Source organism: Pseudomonas izuensis, assembly GCF_009861505.1.
Classification (GTDB): domain Bacteria; phylum Pseudomonadota; class Gammaproteobacteria; order Pseudomonadales; family Pseudomonadaceae; genus Aquipseudomonas; species Aquipseudomonas izuensis.
Genome location: NZ_WTFT01000008.1, coordinates 46,147 through 61,542, shown reverse-complemented (window position 1 = coordinate 61,542; position 15,396 = coordinate 46,147). Strand labels below are relative to the sequence as shown.

Sequence of the window (15,396 nt, the reverse complement as noted above, 5' to 3'; positions counted from 1 at the left end):
GTCCTGACCGCGTCGTCGCGTGTGGGCCGTTCTAGAATCGTGCCCACTGAATCTGGCAGCCTCGACGTCTGCGCGTCCTGTAGAGCCTTACAACCACTCCCAATAAAGCTGACTTGTAGGTCAATAAGCAGTTTGGAAGTGGTAGCAATCTCGTGAGTTACCACGTTTTCTTTCTCTAACTGTCTGTTTTTAAAGCGTTTAATTCCACATTTAGGCTGCTGATAGAACAGCGGAAGTATGGTTTTAGGCCATTCCTGCATCCTTGAAAGTACGCTCTAGACGCTCTGGATCGATTACGGAACTCACCAGTTTCTATTGTCTGTACGTCCACAATCGCTATCAGCTACATCAAACTCTGTTTTTTACACAGCCTTGTGATCGTCTCCACGACGGTTTCACCGGGGCTTTGAGCGGCCCTGATAGCTTCATGGTCTTCAGGACAAAGCCAAAGCGTCAGGTTCACCCAGCCCTCGGCTCTGCGGCGAGCGCGCAGTGAGCGCATCTTGGCAGCCATCGGCGTCTTGGGCTTTGGTGAGCCAATGAGCCAACCCATTGCCAGTAGCCGTTCGACTTCCACCGGGTTACTAATGGTCCTGGCTTGTGATGGATGTACCAGCAGTTTTGGTTTCATTCACAGTCCCTCCCGTTGGGGCTTTTCAAAGGTCAAAATTGGCCTGTGGAGGGTGGGGTTCTTCCAGAACCCCCCAACCATCCACTATGGTCTGGATGGGTTGTGGATGGTCTGGGCATCCACCCTACAAACCGCGTTCTAGGGCCCACCAACAGGTATTTCAAAGCCCTTGTGGATGGGCAGTGGATGGTCTGCCCATCCAGTAGGGGTGGATGGCCTGCCCATCCACTCATTTCGATATGAAGATAACGATTCATATAATCATCACTTCTTGAAAATCTGCTTCGCCACATCGACCAACTGCACTAGAGAATCGAACATGATCGCCGCCTGTTCCCCTTCCTCGGTCAGCTTGAAGTGTTCACCTTCCACCAGCCCTTCGCTCAGCATCAATGCACGCATGGTGCCCACCCATGAATGGTCCGCTACTGCGGGGTCGACCACCTGTGCCATTTGCCGATCACTGCATTCCGGGTGAAAGCGCGCCTGTTTCAGTACCTTCGGCAAGCGTTTCTCGATCTTGCTGCCCCGTGTGCTTTTGAAGACCTGATGTTTGCTAAAGAAAGCGTCTCTGGCCGCCGCGTATTGCGAGCTGCTGGTATGCAAAACGATACTGGTAATCGCGTTGCCTTCGTCGTCGTTGATAACTTCGCCAGTCGATTCGTTTTTCAGTCCAACCACTTTTATATTGAAGTAAAAGCTCTTGCCTTCCTCGGCATCTTTCATTTTTTCGTTTTTAAGAATCAGAGTTTTGGTGTGCTTATCAGCTATCGCCTGATATTCCACGTCTACTCCGGCGTGCAAGGCGTAAGAACCCCGCGAGTGCGTGCCGTCATAACCACAGTGATGAATGATTAATATCGTCGCCTCAAAATCTCTGGACAGCTTGCCGAGGTTATCCAGAAAGGCACCCATGTCTTCGGCTGAATTTTCGTTGCCGCCAAAATTCTTTGCCAACGTATCGATGATAATAAGCACCGGTGGAATATCGAATTTGGCGATTTCATCACGCAGGAACTCGTACTGCTCAGCCTTGGAAAGCAGCATCGGCATGTTGGAGATTCTTATTTGCTGTGGTCCTAGCCCCCGCTCCTGGCACAACACCTTCAAGCGCCGGACGATATTCCGCCGCCCACCTTCGCCGGGGACGTAAAGCACCGGGCCTTGGCGAGTGATCTTGTGCCCGTGCCATTCCTGGCCGCTGGTGATGGCGACGGCCATGTCGAACGCGGTAAACGATTTATAGGCGCCAGCCGGCCCCCATATTTCGGCAATGACCTTGTTTTCGAGGACGCCACTGATCATCCAGTCGATGGCCAGCTTGTCGTCCCACAGCGCAGACAGGTACGGCGCCTCGAAACCATGGCCGGACGAACCGGGGGTGGACCGGGGATCGCTTGGAACATCCGCTGGGGTATACGCGGCGACGGAGCGGGCGATGGTGGCGACTTCACTTTCAGGTAACGGCGGGGAGCACCGGCTGGCATTCTCTATCAACAGGGCCGCCTCCATGCTTTCCCGACCCATGCCCCTGCGCCGCATGGTGCCTGCAAGGCTGGTCAAGGTCGAATTGCGGGCGCCCTCGGGGATAGCCCCGCCGAAGGTGGCACTCGGCTTTGGGGCCGCCTCTGAATTGCCATGCAGGATGTAGGCAGCATCCAGTCCCAGTCCCTCGATCAACTCGCTCAGGCTGTAGGTTTTCTCGGGCTGCCACACTTCCAGTTGACAGGCATACGGCGGGTCACGCTTGGTATTCACTCCCACCGGCAACCGGACATAGCGCACAGGATTGTTACCGTTGCGATCCAAGGGGATATGCCCTGCCTTCGCCAGCCGTTCATGCAGTCGCTTGGCAATCCCCAGGTCAGCGACGGGGTCACTCAGGCAATAGCCGACCTGTACTTTGTCGGCTGACGTGCGCAGCAGCCAGGTAGGGACCAGCGGGCACTTTTGGGCATCATCCAGCACCACCACGACTAAGCTGCTGAAATTGTCTTTAGTCCGTCCGGTTGAACTGGCTTTGAAGCTCGCCACGCTGAAGTAGGCGTTCCGGTCAGGTGCATCGACGGTCTGCCCCGGCTGACAGGATTGCCCGCCCCAGTGCCCTCCGTTGGCATCACTGGGATTTTCGCGAAAGTGGGTGGTCCAGCACGTCTCATTGGGATGGAAGAGGGCACCGAGAAACTGTGCATTACTGATAGGGCTCATAGCATCACCCCCTAGATCAGTTCTGCGGCTTTCTCGGCGCGGCGACGGGCTTTTTCCGCAGTCGCTTTGAGGACGTTGCCGTCGATTTCTTTTTTGGAAGTGAGCGACTCCAAAAACGCACGGACGTCAGAGACACGCCAGCCAACGCAGCGCGGACCGATTTGTACAGGTCTAGGGAAGGTTCCAGCTTTGACGCCGTTCCAGATAGAAACGCGGCTAAGGCCGGTGACAGCTTTAACGACAGGCAGGCGCATGACGGCCCAAGCAGGGAGGTCTTCGAAAGAAATCGTGGACATAAAAAAGCTCCGACACGAGAACTGATTCAGCGACCAATGGCCGCTATCCGTTACGCAATCGAAGCTTGTGTCGCATCCCCAGCGATACCGCGCCTTTACGCGCTTCTTTACCTTTACTCTTTACCTTTACTCTTTATCTGGGCCACACGCGTTCAAAGGCTGGGGAGCACAGGCGCGTGCGTTGCGTTGCCCGGTGTCCTACATTGTACTTGCACGGTTTGTGAATCCAACCACGCTTTCCACAATCGATATACCCTTTAATTATCAACGGCACCTTTCCTAGCTATTTCATCAAGGTAGTCGGCCCACCAGCCCATGATTTTTCTCCTTTCAGGTAGATACTTCGCTTTGTTGTAAACACCGCGAGTGCCGCCGCTGGTGTGCGCCAACTGGGCCTCGACGGCATCGCCGTCAAACAACCTTTCATCACCATTGCGCGCTTCGTTGAGGATCGTAGAGGCGATGTGGCGGAAGCCGTGTACCGTTTGTTTTTTTCCATACCCCAGCGAATCGAGCGCTCCTAGCAGAGCGTTAATGGACAGTCCTTTTTTACCGTCGCGTCCCGGTAAAATAAATTTACTGTCCGGGTGCATTGCTTTTAGCTCTTTTAAAATTGCCACCACTTGCGGTGCTAACGGGACCAACAAGGTTTTTTCCATTTTCATTCTGGAAGCGGGGATCTCCCACAGCAATTTATCGAAATCGAATTCCGTCCATTCAGCCTGGAGCAATTCATTAGCACGAGTAAAAACCAACGTAATCAATTGCAGCGCGAGCATAACCTCGCGAGTGCCGATCTGATCGTAAGTGGCAATCGCTTTCACCAGATCAGGGAATTCTGTAAGGCTGACATGGGCGCGGTTTTTAGGCTTGTGAACCTTCAACGCGCCCTCACGACCGATGGCTACATTGTGGGCCAGCCGCCCGCTGTTGATCGCAAAGTCGAGGATCTGGCGGATGGTTGAGAGCAGGCGGAAGGCGGACGAGGTGGCACCGGTGGCTTGCACTTTGCGCAGTACGGCGATCAGGTCGAGGGGTTGGATCTGACTGACCGGCAGCTTGCGGAGGTTAGGGAACGCATGCTGTTCAAGGCGTGTCCACTCATCGGCGGCATACTTGCTTGACCATGTGTGCGAACGGCTGTCGTACCACTCCTTGGCTAGCGCTTCGAAGGTGTCCTCCTTTGCCAGTTTGTCGGTTTGCTTGGCCTTTCTCTTTTCCACTGCCGGGTCGGTGCCAGCCTTTAGGATCTCGCGCTGTTTCTCGACGGCCTTTCTGGCGTCAGCTAGGCTGACCTTCGGATACGTTCCTAGCGCCATACCGCGCTCTTTGCCGTCAAGGTAATAACGGAAGCGCCAGCAGCGGCCACCCTCTTTCATGCACCACAAATAGAGGCCGTCACCAACGTGGTATTTCTTGATCTTCTTCCCGATAGGCCCGGTGAAGTTCCTAATTTCCGGGTCGGTGAGGATGTGCTTTTTGATCCTCTGTCCGTCTGGGCCGGAGGCATTCTCAGCTTGCAGGTCGGTGAGGTTGGGCTTGCTCATGGCGGCGCTCCTCGTGGTAACTGTCTTTTTTCTACCACTGTTTTTTGCTGGCTACCACGAAATTTAGCTGTACTTAGCTGGACAATGAAAACGGCGAAAGCCCAAGCAGTATCTGGCTTGTAGCCCTCTATCTCGGCAGTTTGGAGTAGATTGTTGCTTCTATACTCCCAGCCGAACCCACTTTTTCCTTCCAGGAGTTGCATCATGGATGAACAAAAAGGCTTCGAACTGTCGGAACCTCGCTTCGAACACGGGCACTTTTTCCTGATTGCCGGTGTTGGCGACCGGTTCACCCAGCAGACTATTCCGCGCATCCCGGCCCTTTGGGAAAAGCTCATGCCCCATCTGGGGCAGATTCCGGGCCAGAAAAACGAAGTGATGTACGGCGTCGGTTACAACTTCGACGGCAGGGGCGGTTTTGACTACATCGCGGGGGTCGAGATCAGCAAGCTCGACGACCTGCCCGATACCTACCGCTGGGTAGAAATTCAGCCCCAGTATTACGCGGTGTTTGAGCACAAAGGGCCATTGACCAGCCTGCCGCAGACCTTCCGCTACATTTGTGACACCTGGCTTCCGCAATCCGGGTACACGGCGACCGATGCCCCGGAATTCGAGCGCTACAGCGAAGACTTCAACCCGAAGTTGAACACCGGCAAGCTGGAAATCTGGATGCCGATCAAGCAATGACCCCGGCGTCGGGAGGCGCATCAAAGGATTCGCCTCTCGATGTCACGCCGCTGCTGATTTAAGATCCCCAGCCTTTCCCCGCCGATTCCGAGCTGCCATGAACACCGTCATTCGCAACGTCACGCCTGCCGATCTGGACCGCTGCTACGCCATCGAAACCGTTGCCTACGAAGGCGACGAAGCCGCGACCCGGGAGAAAATCGCCACCCGCATTGCCACCTGGCCCGAGGGTTTCATCGTTGCCGAAGTGGACGGCGTGGTGGCCGGATTCATCAACTCCGGCGCGGCGTTCCAGGTGGAAGTGTCGGACGAGGCGTTCAAGGAACTGATCGGCCACGACCCGGCCGGCCCGCACGTGGTGATCATGTCGGTGGTGGTGCATCCGGATTATCAGGGGCAGGGCCTGGCAAAGCGCCTGATGGGCGAGTTTATCGAGCGCATGCGCGGCATGGGCAAGGCGACGATTCATCTGATGTGTAAGGAACGGCATATTCCGTTGTATGCCGGTTTCGGCTTTGCCTACATCAAGCCTTCCGCTTCCGACCATGGCGGCATGGCGTGGCATGAGATGGTGCTCAATCTCTAAACCCAACGAAGATCCCCTGTAGGAGTGAGCCTGNNCCGCTATCGCGAGCAGGCTCATTCCTACAATGGATTGTGTTGAATCTCAGAATCTCAGGCCCATCCTGCGCTCATACCCGATCCGCCCCTTGTACGCCTCGCCGCTATCGACAAATCCATACTTGGCATACAGGGCAATCGCCGATTCATTGTCCGCATCCACCGACAATTCCAGCCCCCTGATTTCCGGCCAGGCCTCACGGGCCGCTTCAGGCAGCGCTTGCAGACAGGCCTTGCCATAGCCTTTGCCCTGAACCTTTTGATCGACCTGCAAGGCATGCAGCGTGGCGCTGTGTTCGTCGGCCCAGACCGGCAGCACCGGCGGGCGCTTGAGCAGCAAAAAGGCCACGGGAATGTCATCGGCCAGCAGGGCGAAGCCTTTGACGCCGGGGCCTGGCCGGGACAGCAAGGTGTGCAATGCACCGTGGATGTCACCGGAAAACCTGATTTGATCCGGATGCACTTCGATGGCCTCGACCTGTTGGCGCTGCAGCGCGTTCAGGCTTTCGTAAGGCACGAGTCGGGCTGTCACTGGAGTGTCCTTTTTCCAACAAAAATGAGTCTCGAATTCTAGCGATATTGCGTGGGTGGATTATTTTTATTTCGTCTGTCGATTTGCCGGATCGCCGGACGACTAAGGGTGTCTTCACAATAAAAACCACGGAGAACCACCATGAACTCACAAACCCAGATCCAGAACCTGATCGAGAGCTATCGCCAGGCCGTCATGACCAAGGACGTGGATAAAGTCATGGCCCTGTATGCCGAGGACATCGTCTCTTTCGACGCAGTCAAGGCCTTGCAATTCAAGGGTAAGCCAGCCTATCGGGCCCATTGGCAGACCTGCATGGAAATGTGCCCCGGGCCGCACATTTTCGAGTTCCACGAAGTGACCATCGAACCGTCCCAGGAGATCGCTTTCGCCCACTTTCTGGCACATTGCGGCGGCACCAACGAGAAGGGGGAAACCCAGGCCTGCTGGATGCGTGTTACCCAGTGCTATCGGCAGGAAGCCGGGTTGTGGCAGATCGTCCACGAACACTGGTCGGCCCCGTTCGACATGACCAGTGGCGCGACCCTGTTCGACCTGCAGCCTTGATTATCCGGCTGTTGATCGGCAAGCCGCGCCAGAATGCCCATCTGCGACCATAGTTGTTCCGTTCGATCAGGAGAACGCCATGAAATACCTATGTCTGGTCTACAGCGACGAGCACCTGCTGCATTCGCTGCCGGAAAGCCCGCACGATTCAGAGTGCATGGCGTACGCCGAGTCGGTCCAGGGCAGCGGCCGGATGGTCGCCGCCGAGGCACTGGAGTCGGTGCAGACCGCCACCACGGTGCGCATGCGCAACGGCAAGCTGTCGATCACCGATGGCCCGTTCGCTGAAACCAAGGAGCAGTTGGCCGGTTTCTACCTGATCGATGCCAGGGATCTGAACGAAGCGATCCAGGTCGCCGGGGACATTCCGGCGGCCCGGGTCGGCTGTGTCGAAGTGCGCCCCGTTCGCCAGTTGAATCCTTGAGATGCCGGGGCTTTCGGTACAGGCGCGGGTCGAGCAGGTTTATCGCCAGGAGTCGCGGCGCATTCTGGCGACGTTGATTCGCCTGCTCGGCGATTTCGACCTCGCCGAAGAGGCCCTGCACGAAGCGTTTTTCGTCGCGGTCGAGCGCTGGCAGCAGGATGGCGTTCCGGACAACCCGCGTACCTGGTTGGTGTCCACCGGGCGTTTCAAAGCCATCGATGTGTTGCGGCGGCGCGCCCGCTTCGCCGCCTCGCGACCACTATTGATCGCGCAACTGGAGGCGCTGGAGCAGGCCGACTGGAGTGACGAAGACGTGGAAGACGATCGCTTGCGCCTGATCTTCACCTGTTGCCACCCGGCCTTGGCGGCAGACGCTCAGGTGCCGTTGACCTTGCGGGAAGTCTGCGACCTGACCACGGAAGAAATCGCCCGGGCCTTTCTCTCGGCGCCAGCCACCATCGCCCAGCGCATCGTGCGCGCCAAGGCGAAAATCCGCGATGCGAAAATCCCTTATCAAGTGCCGTCCCTGGCGGAGTTGCCCGAACGCCTGGACAGCGTGCTGCGGGTGATTTACCTGGTGTTCAACGAAGGCTACTCGGCGTCCATCGGCGCGCAAGTGACCCGCGAGGACCTGACCCGTGAAGCGATTCGTCTCGGCCGGTTATTGATGGAGCTGTTGCCGGAACCGGAAGTCATGGGCCTGCTGGCGCTGATGCTGTTGCACGAGTCGCGACGGGTGGCCAGGACCTCCACCACTGGCGAATTGATTTTGCTGGATGAGCAGGATCGAACCTTGTGGGACAGCGAGATGATTGCCGAAGGCTGTGCACTGGTGGAGCGGGCGCTGGGTACCCGACGCTTCGGTCCGTATTGCCTGCAAGCGGCGATTGCCGCGGTGCATGCCGAAGCGCCGTCGGTGGATGAGACCGACTGGACGCAGATCGTCGGGCTGTATGACGTGCTGCTGCGGGCCGTGCCGTCACCGGTGATCGAGTTGAACCGGGCGGCGGCACTGTCGAAACGCGACGGTCCGTTGGCGGGGTTGGCGTTGGTCGAAGCGATACTGGATCGCGGTGAGCTGCTGGATTACCACCTGGCGCATTCGGCGCGAGCGGAATTTTGTCGGCAGCTGGGAAGGGTGGAACAGGCCCGAGCGGCGTATGAGCGGGCGCTTGAGTTGACACAACAAGAGCCGGAGCGGCGGTTTATCGAGGGGCGGCTCAAGGCGTTGGAATGATGTGATCTTGCGGGCCTCATCGCGGGCAAGCCCGCTCCCACAGGTTCGGCGGTGTGCGTATATTTTGTGTACGACTCGGACACTGTGGGAGCGGGCTTGCCCGCGATGGCGTCCGAACAGACACCGCTATTCCAGCATTTTGCCCAACAACCAGCTCCCCGCCGGCCCCGGCGGATTCAGGCGCGACCACAAGGCATCCACCGACACCGTTTTCGGCCAGCCGCGCACCTGCAGTTCCTGCAGCGATCCCGGACCGAAACGTTCCACCAGCCAGCGCGGCAACGGCGCCCAACCGAATCCGCCCTGGGCCATTTCCAGCAGCATCAAGTAGCTCGGCGCCGACCAGACACGGCCCTTTGCCCGGCTTTCATAGGGATTGACGATGGTTGCCAGGCGCAGTTCGCGGTGCTGTTGCAGCACGTCCTGATCGATGTGGGCCAGCGTGGCCAAGGGATGGGCGGGTGATACGAACAGGGCGATTTCCGTGCGTTCGTCCACCGTCGAATTGACCAGGTCCGGCGGATAGCTGTCCTGCATTTCGGCGAAGGCAACCTGTGCCCGGCCGCTTTGTACCAGCGCCACCAGGTCGTCGCATTCGGCGATCAGACACTCGAGTTCCAGGTCCGGATAACGCTGCTCGAACGCACTGAGTGACGCTTCGAAACGGTCGGACTGGTAGGTGTCGGACAGCGCCACGGTCAACTTGGCCTCGACCCCTTGAGACAATTGGCTGGCACTCATTTCCAGACGGCTGGTAGCGGCCAGGATGTCCTCGGCCCGTTGCAACATCACGTGCCCGGCCGGGGTCAATGTGGGTTTGCGGCTGCTGCGGTCGAACAGCACCAGGTTCAGGTCGATTTCCAGGCTGGCCACCGCGGCGCTGATGGTCGACTGGCTGCGGCCCAACTTGCGCGCCGCGGCGGAAAACGAACCCTGCGTCGCCGCCTGGACAAACGCCTGCAACACTTCCTGGGAGGCCATGAACTATCGCCTTGATCGATGGTTATTGGTTATGAAGTATCGGTGTGATGGCGGACCATGGCAACCACAGTCACTCAGAGGAGTCTGGTCATGAGCGCCAACAAATCCATCACTGAACGTATTTTCCAGGCCATCGGTTTCGAACTGCTGGCCATCCTGATCTGTACCCCGTTGCTGGCCTGGATCATGGACAAGCCGATGATGGAAATGGGCGTGGTCACCGTCGTCATTGCCGCCCTGGCCCTGGCCTGGAACGTGGTGTTCAACGCCCTGTTCGACCGGGTGCTCAAGCGCCTGGCCATTGCGCATAACGCCTGGGTCCGTGTGGTGCACGCGTTGTTTTTCGAAGGCGGCCTGGTGGCCCTTGGCGTACCGTTGATTGCCTGGTGGCTGAACATCAGCCTGTGGCAGGCATTCCTGTTGGACATCGGCGTGCTGCTGTTTTTCCTGCCGTACACCTACGTTTACCACTGGGTGTATGACGTGGTGCGCGAGCGCATGCTGATGCGGAAGCACGTCATCCACTGAAAAATACAGGACCTGTAGGAGCTGGCTCGCCAGCGAAGACGGATCGTCAGCCGACATGATTGTTGGATGTGTCGGCCTCTTCGCTGCGATGCGGCGACCCGACAAGCCAGCTCCTACAAGGGCAGTGAGGTCTTATAGAAACATTCCCCCCGACGCCTCGACCCGCTGCCCATTGATCCACTGACTACCCGGCGCCACCAGCAGGGCAATCGCGGCGCCGATGTCGTCCGGCTGACCGACACGACCCAGCGCGGTATTGCTCGCCACCAACTGGTTGATGGCTGCGTTATCGCGCACGGCGCCGCCACCGAAATCGGTTTCGATCGCCCCCGGCGCCAGGATGTTCACCGTAATCTGGCGGGCGCCGAGCTCCTTGGCCTGGTAGCGCGTCAACACCTCCATCGCACCTTTCATCGCCGCGTATGCCCCGTAACCTGGGAGGCTGAAGCGAGTCAGTCCGCTGGACACATTGATGATGCGTCCGCCGTCATTGAGCAGTGGCAACAGGGTTTGGGTGAGGAAAAACGGCCCTTTCAGCTGGACATTCATCAGTAGATCAAACTGCTCGACCGTGGTGTCGACGAAGTTCGCGTGCAGGCCGATGCCGGCGTTGTTGATCAGGAAATCGAAGTGCGTTTGATCGAAGTGTGTACGTAATACCTGGTCAACCTCGGTGCCGAAGGTGGCGAAGTGTTCGCTCTGGCCGACATCCAGTTGCAGCATGGCGGCGCGAGCGCCAAGGCTTTCGATTTCGGCGACCAGTGCCTGGGCCTCGTCGGCGCGGCTGTGATAGGTGCCGATGATGTCGATGCCTTGTGCGGCCAGGTGCAGGGCTGCGTTTTTGCCGAGGCCGCGACTGGCGCCGGTGATCAATGCGATTTTGCGGGTCATGGGACTTCCTCAGGAGCAGTGGCTGTTGATGTGAGGAAGTTTATTTATCCGGTTGTCGGTGATAAACATGGCGAAATCGGAATCACTGGTCGGTACAGCCGAACAATAAAAGGTCAGGCCATGAACAAGCTGGAACTGTTGCGCACTTTTGTCCGGGTCAGCGAAATGTCGAGTTTTACCCTGGCCGGGGAGAGTCTGGGGTTGCCGCGCTCGACGGTGTCCGAACAGGTGCAGGCGCTGGAGGCATTGCTCGGCACGCGCCTGTTGCAACGCACCACGCGCAAGGTTCAGGCGACCCAGGATGGCCTGGTGTTGTATGAGCGCAGCAAGGATTTGCTGTCGCACATGGATGAAATCGAAGGGTTGTTTCGTCAGGACGAAGCGTCATTGGTGGGTCGGATCCGCATCGACATGCCGAACATCCTGGCCCGGCGCGTGGTGATGCCGCGCCTGCCGGAATTCATGGCGCGACACCCGCTGCTTGAGCTGGAAATCAGCAGCACCGACCGTCGGGTCGATTTGCTCAGCGAAGGCTTTGATTGCGTGGTGCGGGTCGGTGCGCAGCCGGATCAATCGGTGGTCGCCCGCCACCTGTGCGACTTTGCCATGATCAACTGCGTCAGCCCCGGGTATGTGCAGCGTTATGGCATGCCCGAGCGCCCGGAAGATCTGGCGCAGCATCGGCTGGTGCATTACGTCGGTGTGTTGGGCGCGCGCTCCGAAGGCTTCGTGTACGAGGTCGACGGCAAGGTGCAGCGACTGCCGATGACCGGCAGCATCACGGTCAACAACACCGATGCCTATGAGTCGGCATGCCTGGGCGGTTTCGGCTTGATCCAGGCGCCGCGGATGGGCATGCACGAGTACCTGCACAGCGGTGCGCTGGTGGCGGTGATGCCGCAGTTCAACGCGCCGTCCATGGAGGTCTCGCTGCTGTATGCCCGGCAACGGCATTTGCCGTTGCGGGTGCGGGTGTTCATGGATTGGTTGGGGGAGGTAGTGCGTTCCGCGATCTGATCAACATCACAAAACCCTGTAGGAGCAAGGCTTGCCCGCGATGGCGTCCTTGAGATTGCTATCGCGGGCAAGCCTTGCTCCTACAAGTCGTGTAGCGTTTAGAAGATTTGGGTGAACAACCAATACAAACTCCCCGACAACAGGATCGCCGCCGGCAAGGTCAGGACCCAGGCCATCAGCAGGTTGCGGATGGTCTTCATCTGCAAGCCGCCGCCGTTGGCGACCATGGTCCCGGCCACGCCCGACGACAGGACGTGGGTGGTCGATACCGGCAGGCCGAACATGTCGGCGGCGCCGATGGTCAGCATGGCCACGGTTTCCGCCGAGGCGCCCTGGGCGTAGGTCAGGTGGGTCTTGCCGATCTTCTCGCCAACTGTCACCACAATGCGTTTCCAGCCAACCATGGTGCCCAGGCCCAGAGCGATGGCCACGGCGATCTTCACCCACAACGGAATGAACCGCGTGGAGCTGTCGATCTGCTGCTTGAACAGTTGCAGCTTGCCGTTGGTGTCGGCGTCGAAATTGCCGACCTTGTTCTTGTCCATCAGGCGAATGGTTTCGCTGGTCAGGTACATGTCGTTACGCACGTTGCCCACGGCCTCGGCCGGGACTTTCGACAACGAGCCATAACTCTTGACCTGCGCACCGATGCTGCCGGTCAGCGCGGCGAGCGCCGGCACCAGTTGTGGCGTCGCTTCCTTGCTGCGCACGTAGTCGGACAGCACCGGGCGCGGATCGGCCGGGGCCGGCAGTGGCGCACTCTTGACCAGCGCTTGCTGGGTGACTTCCGCCACGGCGGCGAACTGCAATGCCTGATCGGCGGGCATGGTGCGGTTCAGTGCGTAGGCCATCGGCAGCGTGCCGACCAGGATCAACATGATCAGGCCCATGCCTTTCTGTCCATCGTTGGAGCCGTGAGCAAAGGACACGCCCGTGCAGGTCAGGATCAACAGGCCGCGAATCCACCATGGCGGTGGCGTGTTGCCCTTCGGCTCCTTGTACAGCGCACGATTCTTGACGAAAGCGCGCAGGGCCAGCAGCAACAACGCGGCGCAACCGAAGCCGACCAGGGGTGAAAGCAGCAACGCATAGCCGATCTTGGTCGCCTGCGCCCAGTCCACGCCGCTGGTGCCATCACGCCCGTGCATCAGCGCGTTGGCCACGCCGACACCGATGATCGAACCGATCAGGGTGTGCGACGACGAAGCCGGCAGGCCCAGCCACCAGGTGCCGAGGTTCCACAGGATCGCCGCGATCAGCAGGGCGAAGATCATCGCGAAACCGGCGGAGGAACCGACTTGCAGAATCAGCTCCACCGGCAGCAGCGCGATGATGCCGAACGCCACCGCACCACTGGACAGCAACACCCCGAGGAAGTTGAAGAACCCGGACCACACCACCGCGACATTCGGCGGCAGCGAGTGGGTGTAAATCACCGTGGCCACGGCGTTGGCGGTGTCATGGAAACCGTTGACGAACTCGAAGCCCAGGGCAATGACCAACGCCACGCCCAACAGCAGAAACGGCGTCCAGGTGGTCACCACGGTGCCGAGTTCGTTCATGTCGTGCATCAGGCTGTAGGCAGTAAACAACAGCCCCAAGGCCAGCACCGCGAAAAACACCACGAGGGTGAGCAGGCCGGGTTTTTTATCGAACTGCGGTTTGCCGCTACTGGTGGGTGCCTGGGCGGGGGAGAAGGAAGGCGTAGCCATGCCGGACATTCCTTTGGAGGGAAGGGGGTATCCGACATGATCGTTGCGAAATGTTACAGGTAGGCTGCTTTGGGTCAGGGTTTGGGCTTTTTGTGGATCCATTGATCTGAATACAACGACGTCCCTGTAGGAGCAAGGCTTGCCCGCGATGAACGATAACGCGGTGATTCTGTTGCACCGCGTCGTCTCAATCGCGGGCAAGCCTTGCTCCTACAAGGGATCGTGTTCGCTTAGTAATCCCGTCGCTTACGAAACGCCCAGCGTCCCGCAATCAGGGTGAAGGTGGCCACCAGCGCCACCAGAATCCAGAACCCTTCCGGATCCTGGGAAAGCGGCACGCCGCCGACGTTCATGCCGAAAAAGCCGGCGATGATGTTGATCGGCAGTGCCAGCACCGTGACCACGGTGAGGGTGAACAGCGTGCGGTTGCTCTGCTCGTTGAGGTTGGCGGCGATTTCTTCCTGCAACAGCTTGATGCGTTCGCTCAGCGCCGTCATGTCGTTGATGATCAGCGCGAACTCCTCGGTGGATTTGCGCAGCTCCTTGACGTCTTCCTTTTGCAGCCACGGCGGCGGGCGATTGAGCAGCCGCAACAGCGAGCCCGGTTCCAGCGCCAGCAGCCGTTGCAGGCGCACCAGCACCCGTCGGTTGGCGCCCAACTCGGCGCGGTTGGTGGACAGTCGCGAGGACAGCAACTCGTCTTCGATCTGATCCACGCTCAGGCTGGTCTTGCGCACGATCTGCGTCAGCACTTCGCCCTGATCGCGCAGCAGGTGCACCAGCAACTCCAGGGGCGAGCGAAAGCGCTCGCCGGCCTTCACCGACGAGCGCAACTTGTCCACCGAGTGCAGCGGTTGCAGGCGTGCGCTGATGATCAAGCGACTGCGCACGCACACCCACAGCGTCGAGACATCCGACGAGACCATGCTGCTGAGGTTGAACACCACATCGTTGACCACCGCCAACAATGCCGAATCGACATGTTCGATGCGCGTCGAGCGTGAACCTTCGTGCAGTGCTTCGAAAAACTCGTCGGGCAATTCCAGATGGCTTTTCATCCAGCGCTCGCACGCGGCATGGGCGAGGTTCAGGTGCAGCCAGAGGAATTCGTCGCTGTCGTCCGGTTGTTGCAGGCATTGCAACGCCCTGGCCGAGTCGATCTCCCGTCCGCGCTCGCCGGGGCGGAAACTGAAGCCGTAGAGCAGACCGAACAGATCCGGATCGCGATGGCTTTGATCGATGCTGTGGTTCATGAGGGCTCGCAAGGGAGGGCGCCTGTCGCTGGATTGCAGGTTCACATGAGCCGCATCATCGCAAGGCTTCATGACGTTTTTGTGACGACAAAGTGAATGCAAAAAACGGCCATACCGGCGGTCGGATTCAGCTAAAGAACCGCTCTGGCACGCCGATCCCGCTTGAGGTAAGTTGCGCGCCCTTGGCCAAAAGCCAATACCGCAGACAGGGATGTTTGAACACCTTTCACGCCTTCACCGGGCGTGTCTCATTCCTGCCAC

At 58.9% G+C, this 15,396-nt stretch carries 16 protein-coding genes; 7 read left to right on the top strand and 9 right to left on the bottom strand.

Annotated elements, in window-relative coordinates; genetic code table 11:
* Positions 1 to 343: 343 nt before the first annotated feature.
* The 4 genes from GPL81_RS07240 to GPL81_RS07225 form a co-directional block, all read right to left on the bottom strand.
* Complete coding sequence (locus GPL81_RS07240) at positions 344 to 631, bottom strand: hypothetical protein (RefSeq protein ID WP_160106153.1); 288 nt, start codon at positions 629 to 631, stop codon at positions 344 to 346.
* Positions 632 to 895: 264 nt separating this feature from the next.
* Positions 896 to 2,839: an AAA family ATPase gene (locus tag GPL81_RS07235; RefSeq protein WP_160106151.1), complete on the bottom strand. Its 1,944-nt coding sequence runs from the start codon at positions 2,837 to 2,839 to the stop codon at positions 896 to 898.
* An 11-nt stretch (positions 2,840 to 2,850) separates the two neighbouring features.
* A complete protein-coding gene (locus GPL81_RS07230) occupies positions 2,851 to 3,135 on the bottom strand; it encodes a helix-turn-helix transcriptional regulator (protein WP_160106149.1) in 285 nt (94 codons plus the stop codon).
* A 257-nt stretch (positions 3,136 to 3,392) separates the two neighbouring features.
* Positions 3,393 to 4,682 carry a tyrosine-type recombinase/integrase gene (locus GPL81_RS07225; RefSeq protein WP_160106147.1) on the bottom strand — a complete coding sequence of 430 codons (1,290 nt, stop codon included), beginning with the start codon at positions 4,680 to 4,682 and terminating at the stop codon, positions 3,393 to 3,395.
* A 204-nt stretch (positions 4,683 to 4,886) separates the two neighbouring features.
* Between GPL81_RS07225 and GPL81_RS07220 the strand changes: the two genes are divergently transcribed.
* On the top strand, positions 4,887 to 5,372 hold the full coding sequence (locus GPL81_RS07220) for a GyrI-like domain-containing protein (protein ID WP_160106145.1): 486 nt from the start codon (positions 4,887 to 4,889) through the stop codon (positions 5,370 to 5,372).
* Between the two features lie 97 nt (positions 5,373 to 5,469).
* A complete protein-coding gene (locus GPL81_RS07215; protein WP_160106144.1) occupies positions 5,470 to 5,958 on the top strand; it encodes a GNAT family N-acetyltransferase in 489 nt (162 codons plus the stop codon).
* Positions 5,959 to 6,039: 81 nt separating this feature from the next.
* On the opposite strand, the gene GPL81_RS07210 is transcribed toward GPL81_RS07215, so the two are convergent.
* Complete coding sequence (locus GPL81_RS07210; protein WP_160106142.1) at positions 6,040 to 6,525, bottom strand: GNAT family N-acetyltransferase; 486 nt, start codon at positions 6,523 to 6,525, stop codon at positions 6,040 to 6,042.
* A 141-nt stretch (positions 6,526 to 6,666) separates the two neighbouring features.
* Between GPL81_RS07210 and GPL81_RS07205 the strand changes: the two genes are divergently transcribed.
* The 3 genes from GPL81_RS07205 (at position 6,667) to GPL81_RS07195 (ending at position 8,753) form a co-directional block, all read left to right on the top strand.
* Positions 6,667 to 7,092, top strand: coding sequence for a YybH family protein (locus tag GPL81_RS07205; RefSeq protein WP_160106140.1), 426 nt, complete (start codon positions 6,667 to 6,669; stop codon positions 7,090 to 7,092).
* A 79-nt stretch (positions 7,093 to 7,171) separates the two neighbouring features.
* Complete coding sequence (locus tag GPL81_RS07200; protein WP_121104691.1) at positions 7,172 to 7,516, top strand: YciI family protein; 345 nt, start codon at positions 7,172 to 7,174, stop codon at positions 7,514 to 7,516.
* Position 7,517: 1 nt separating this feature from the next.
* A complete protein-coding gene (locus GPL81_RS07195; protein ID WP_160106138.1) occupies positions 7,518 to 8,753 on the top strand; it encodes an RNA polymerase sigma factor in 1,236 nt (411 codons plus the stop codon).
* Between the two features lie 126 nt (positions 8,754 to 8,879).
* Here GPL81_RS07195 and GPL81_RS07190 read toward each other — a convergent pair whose 3' ends face one another.
* The gene (locus tag GPL81_RS07190) at positions 8,880 to 9,734 is read right to left on the bottom strand and encodes a LysR family transcriptional regulator (RefSeq protein ID WP_160106137.1); all 855 of its coding nucleotides are present in this window, start codon (positions 9,732 to 9,734) and stop codon (positions 8,880 to 8,882) included.
* Positions 9,735 to 9,824: 90 nt separating this feature from the next.
* Here GPL81_RS07190 and GPL81_RS07185 point away from each other — a divergent pair, with 90 nt between their 5' ends.
* A complete protein-coding gene (locus GPL81_RS07185; protein WP_160106135.1) occupies positions 9,825 to 10,262 on the top strand; it encodes a multidrug/biocide efflux PACE transporter in 438 nt (145 codons plus the stop codon).
* 132 nt (positions 10,263 to 10,394) lie between these two features.
* On the opposite strand, the gene GPL81_RS07180 is transcribed toward GPL81_RS07185, so the two are convergent.
* Entirely contained in the window at positions 10,395 to 11,153 is a 759-nt protein-coding gene (locus tag GPL81_RS07180) for an SDR family NAD(P)-dependent oxidoreductase (RefSeq protein WP_160106133.1), read from the bottom strand.
* A 120-nt stretch (positions 11,154 to 11,273) separates the two neighbouring features.
* On the opposite strand from GPL81_RS07180, the gene GPL81_RS07175 reads away from it, so the two are divergent.
* Entirely contained in the window at positions 11,274 to 12,170 is an 897-nt protein-coding gene (locus GPL81_RS07175; protein ID WP_160106131.1) for a LysR family transcriptional regulator, read from the top strand.
* Between the two features lie 98 nt (positions 12,171 to 12,268).
* On the opposite strand, the gene GPL81_RS07170 is transcribed toward GPL81_RS07175, so the two are convergent.
* Both GPL81_RS07170 and GPL81_RS07165 read right to left on the bottom strand, forming a co-directional pair.
* Positions 12,269 to 13,882, bottom strand: a complete 1,614-nt coding sequence (locus GPL81_RS07170; RefSeq protein ID WP_160106129.1) for an inorganic phosphate transporter — start codon at positions 13,880 to 13,882, stop codon at positions 12,269 to 12,271.
* Positions 13,883 to 14,112: 230 nt separating this feature from the next.
* Positions 14,113 to 15,135 (bottom strand): transporter, encoded by a 1,023-nt coding sequence (locus GPL81_RS07165; RefSeq protein ID WP_160106127.1) that lies wholly within the window; start codon positions 15,133 to 15,135, stop codon positions 14,113 to 14,115.
* Between the last annotated feature and the right edge of the window lie 261 nt (positions 15,136 to 15,396).

Coding starts and splice junctions, on each gene's coding strand:
- GPL81_RS07195 (WP_160106138.1), top strand. CDS start 7,518: ATGCCGGGGCTTTCGGTACAGGCGCGGGTCGAGCAGGTTTATCGCCAG.
- GPL81_RS07170 (WP_160106129.1), bottom strand. CDS start 13,882: ATGGCTACGCCTTCCTTCTCCCCCGCCCAGGCACCCACCAGTAGCGGC.
- GPL81_RS07190 (WP_160106137.1), bottom strand. CDS start 9,734: ATGGCCTCCCAGGAAGTGTTGCAGGCGTTTGTCCAGGCGGCGACGCAG.
- GPL81_RS07230 (WP_160106149.1), bottom strand. CDS start 3,135: ATGTCCACGATTTCTTTCGAAGACCTCCCTGCTTGGGCCGTCATGCGC.
- GPL81_RS07200 (WP_121104691.1), top strand. CDS start 7,172: ATGAAATACCTATGTCTGGTCTACAGCGACGAGCACCTGCTGCATTCG.
- GPL81_RS07225 (WP_160106147.1), bottom strand. CDS start 4,682: ATGAGCAAGCCCAACCTCACCGACCTGCAAGCTGAGAATGCCTCCGGC.
- GPL81_RS07175 (WP_160106131.1), top strand. CDS start 11,274: ATGAACAAGCTGGAACTGTTGCGCACTTTTGTCCGGGTCAGCGAAATG.
- GPL81_RS07180 (WP_160106133.1), bottom strand. CDS start 11,153: ATGACCCGCAAAATCGCATTGATCACCGGCGCCAGTCGCGGCCTCGGC.
- GPL81_RS07235 (WP_160106151.1), bottom strand. CDS start 2,839: ATGAGCCCTATCAGTAATGCACAGTTTCTCGGTGCCCTCTTCCATCCC.
- GPL81_RS07185 (WP_160106135.1), top strand. CDS start 9,825: ATGAGCGCCAACAAATCCATCACTGAACGTATTTTCCAGGCCATCGGT.
- GPL81_RS07220 (WP_160106145.1), top strand. CDS start 4,887: ATGGATGAACAAAAAGGCTTCGAACTGTCGGAACCTCGCTTCGAACAC.
- GPL81_RS07165 (WP_160106127.1), bottom strand. CDS start 15,135: ATGAACCACAGCATCGATCAAAGCCATCGCGATCCGGATCTGTTCGGT.
- GPL81_RS07240 (WP_160106153.1), bottom strand. CDS start 631: ATGAAACCAAAACTGCTGGTACATCCATCACAAGCCAGGACCATTAGT.
- GPL81_RS07215 (WP_160106144.1), top strand. CDS start 5,470: ATGAACACCGTCATTCGCAACGTCACGCCTGCCGATCTGGACCGCTGC.
- GPL81_RS07205 (WP_160106140.1), top strand. CDS start 6,667: ATGAACTCACAAACCCAGATCCAGAACCTGATCGAGAGCTATCGCCAG.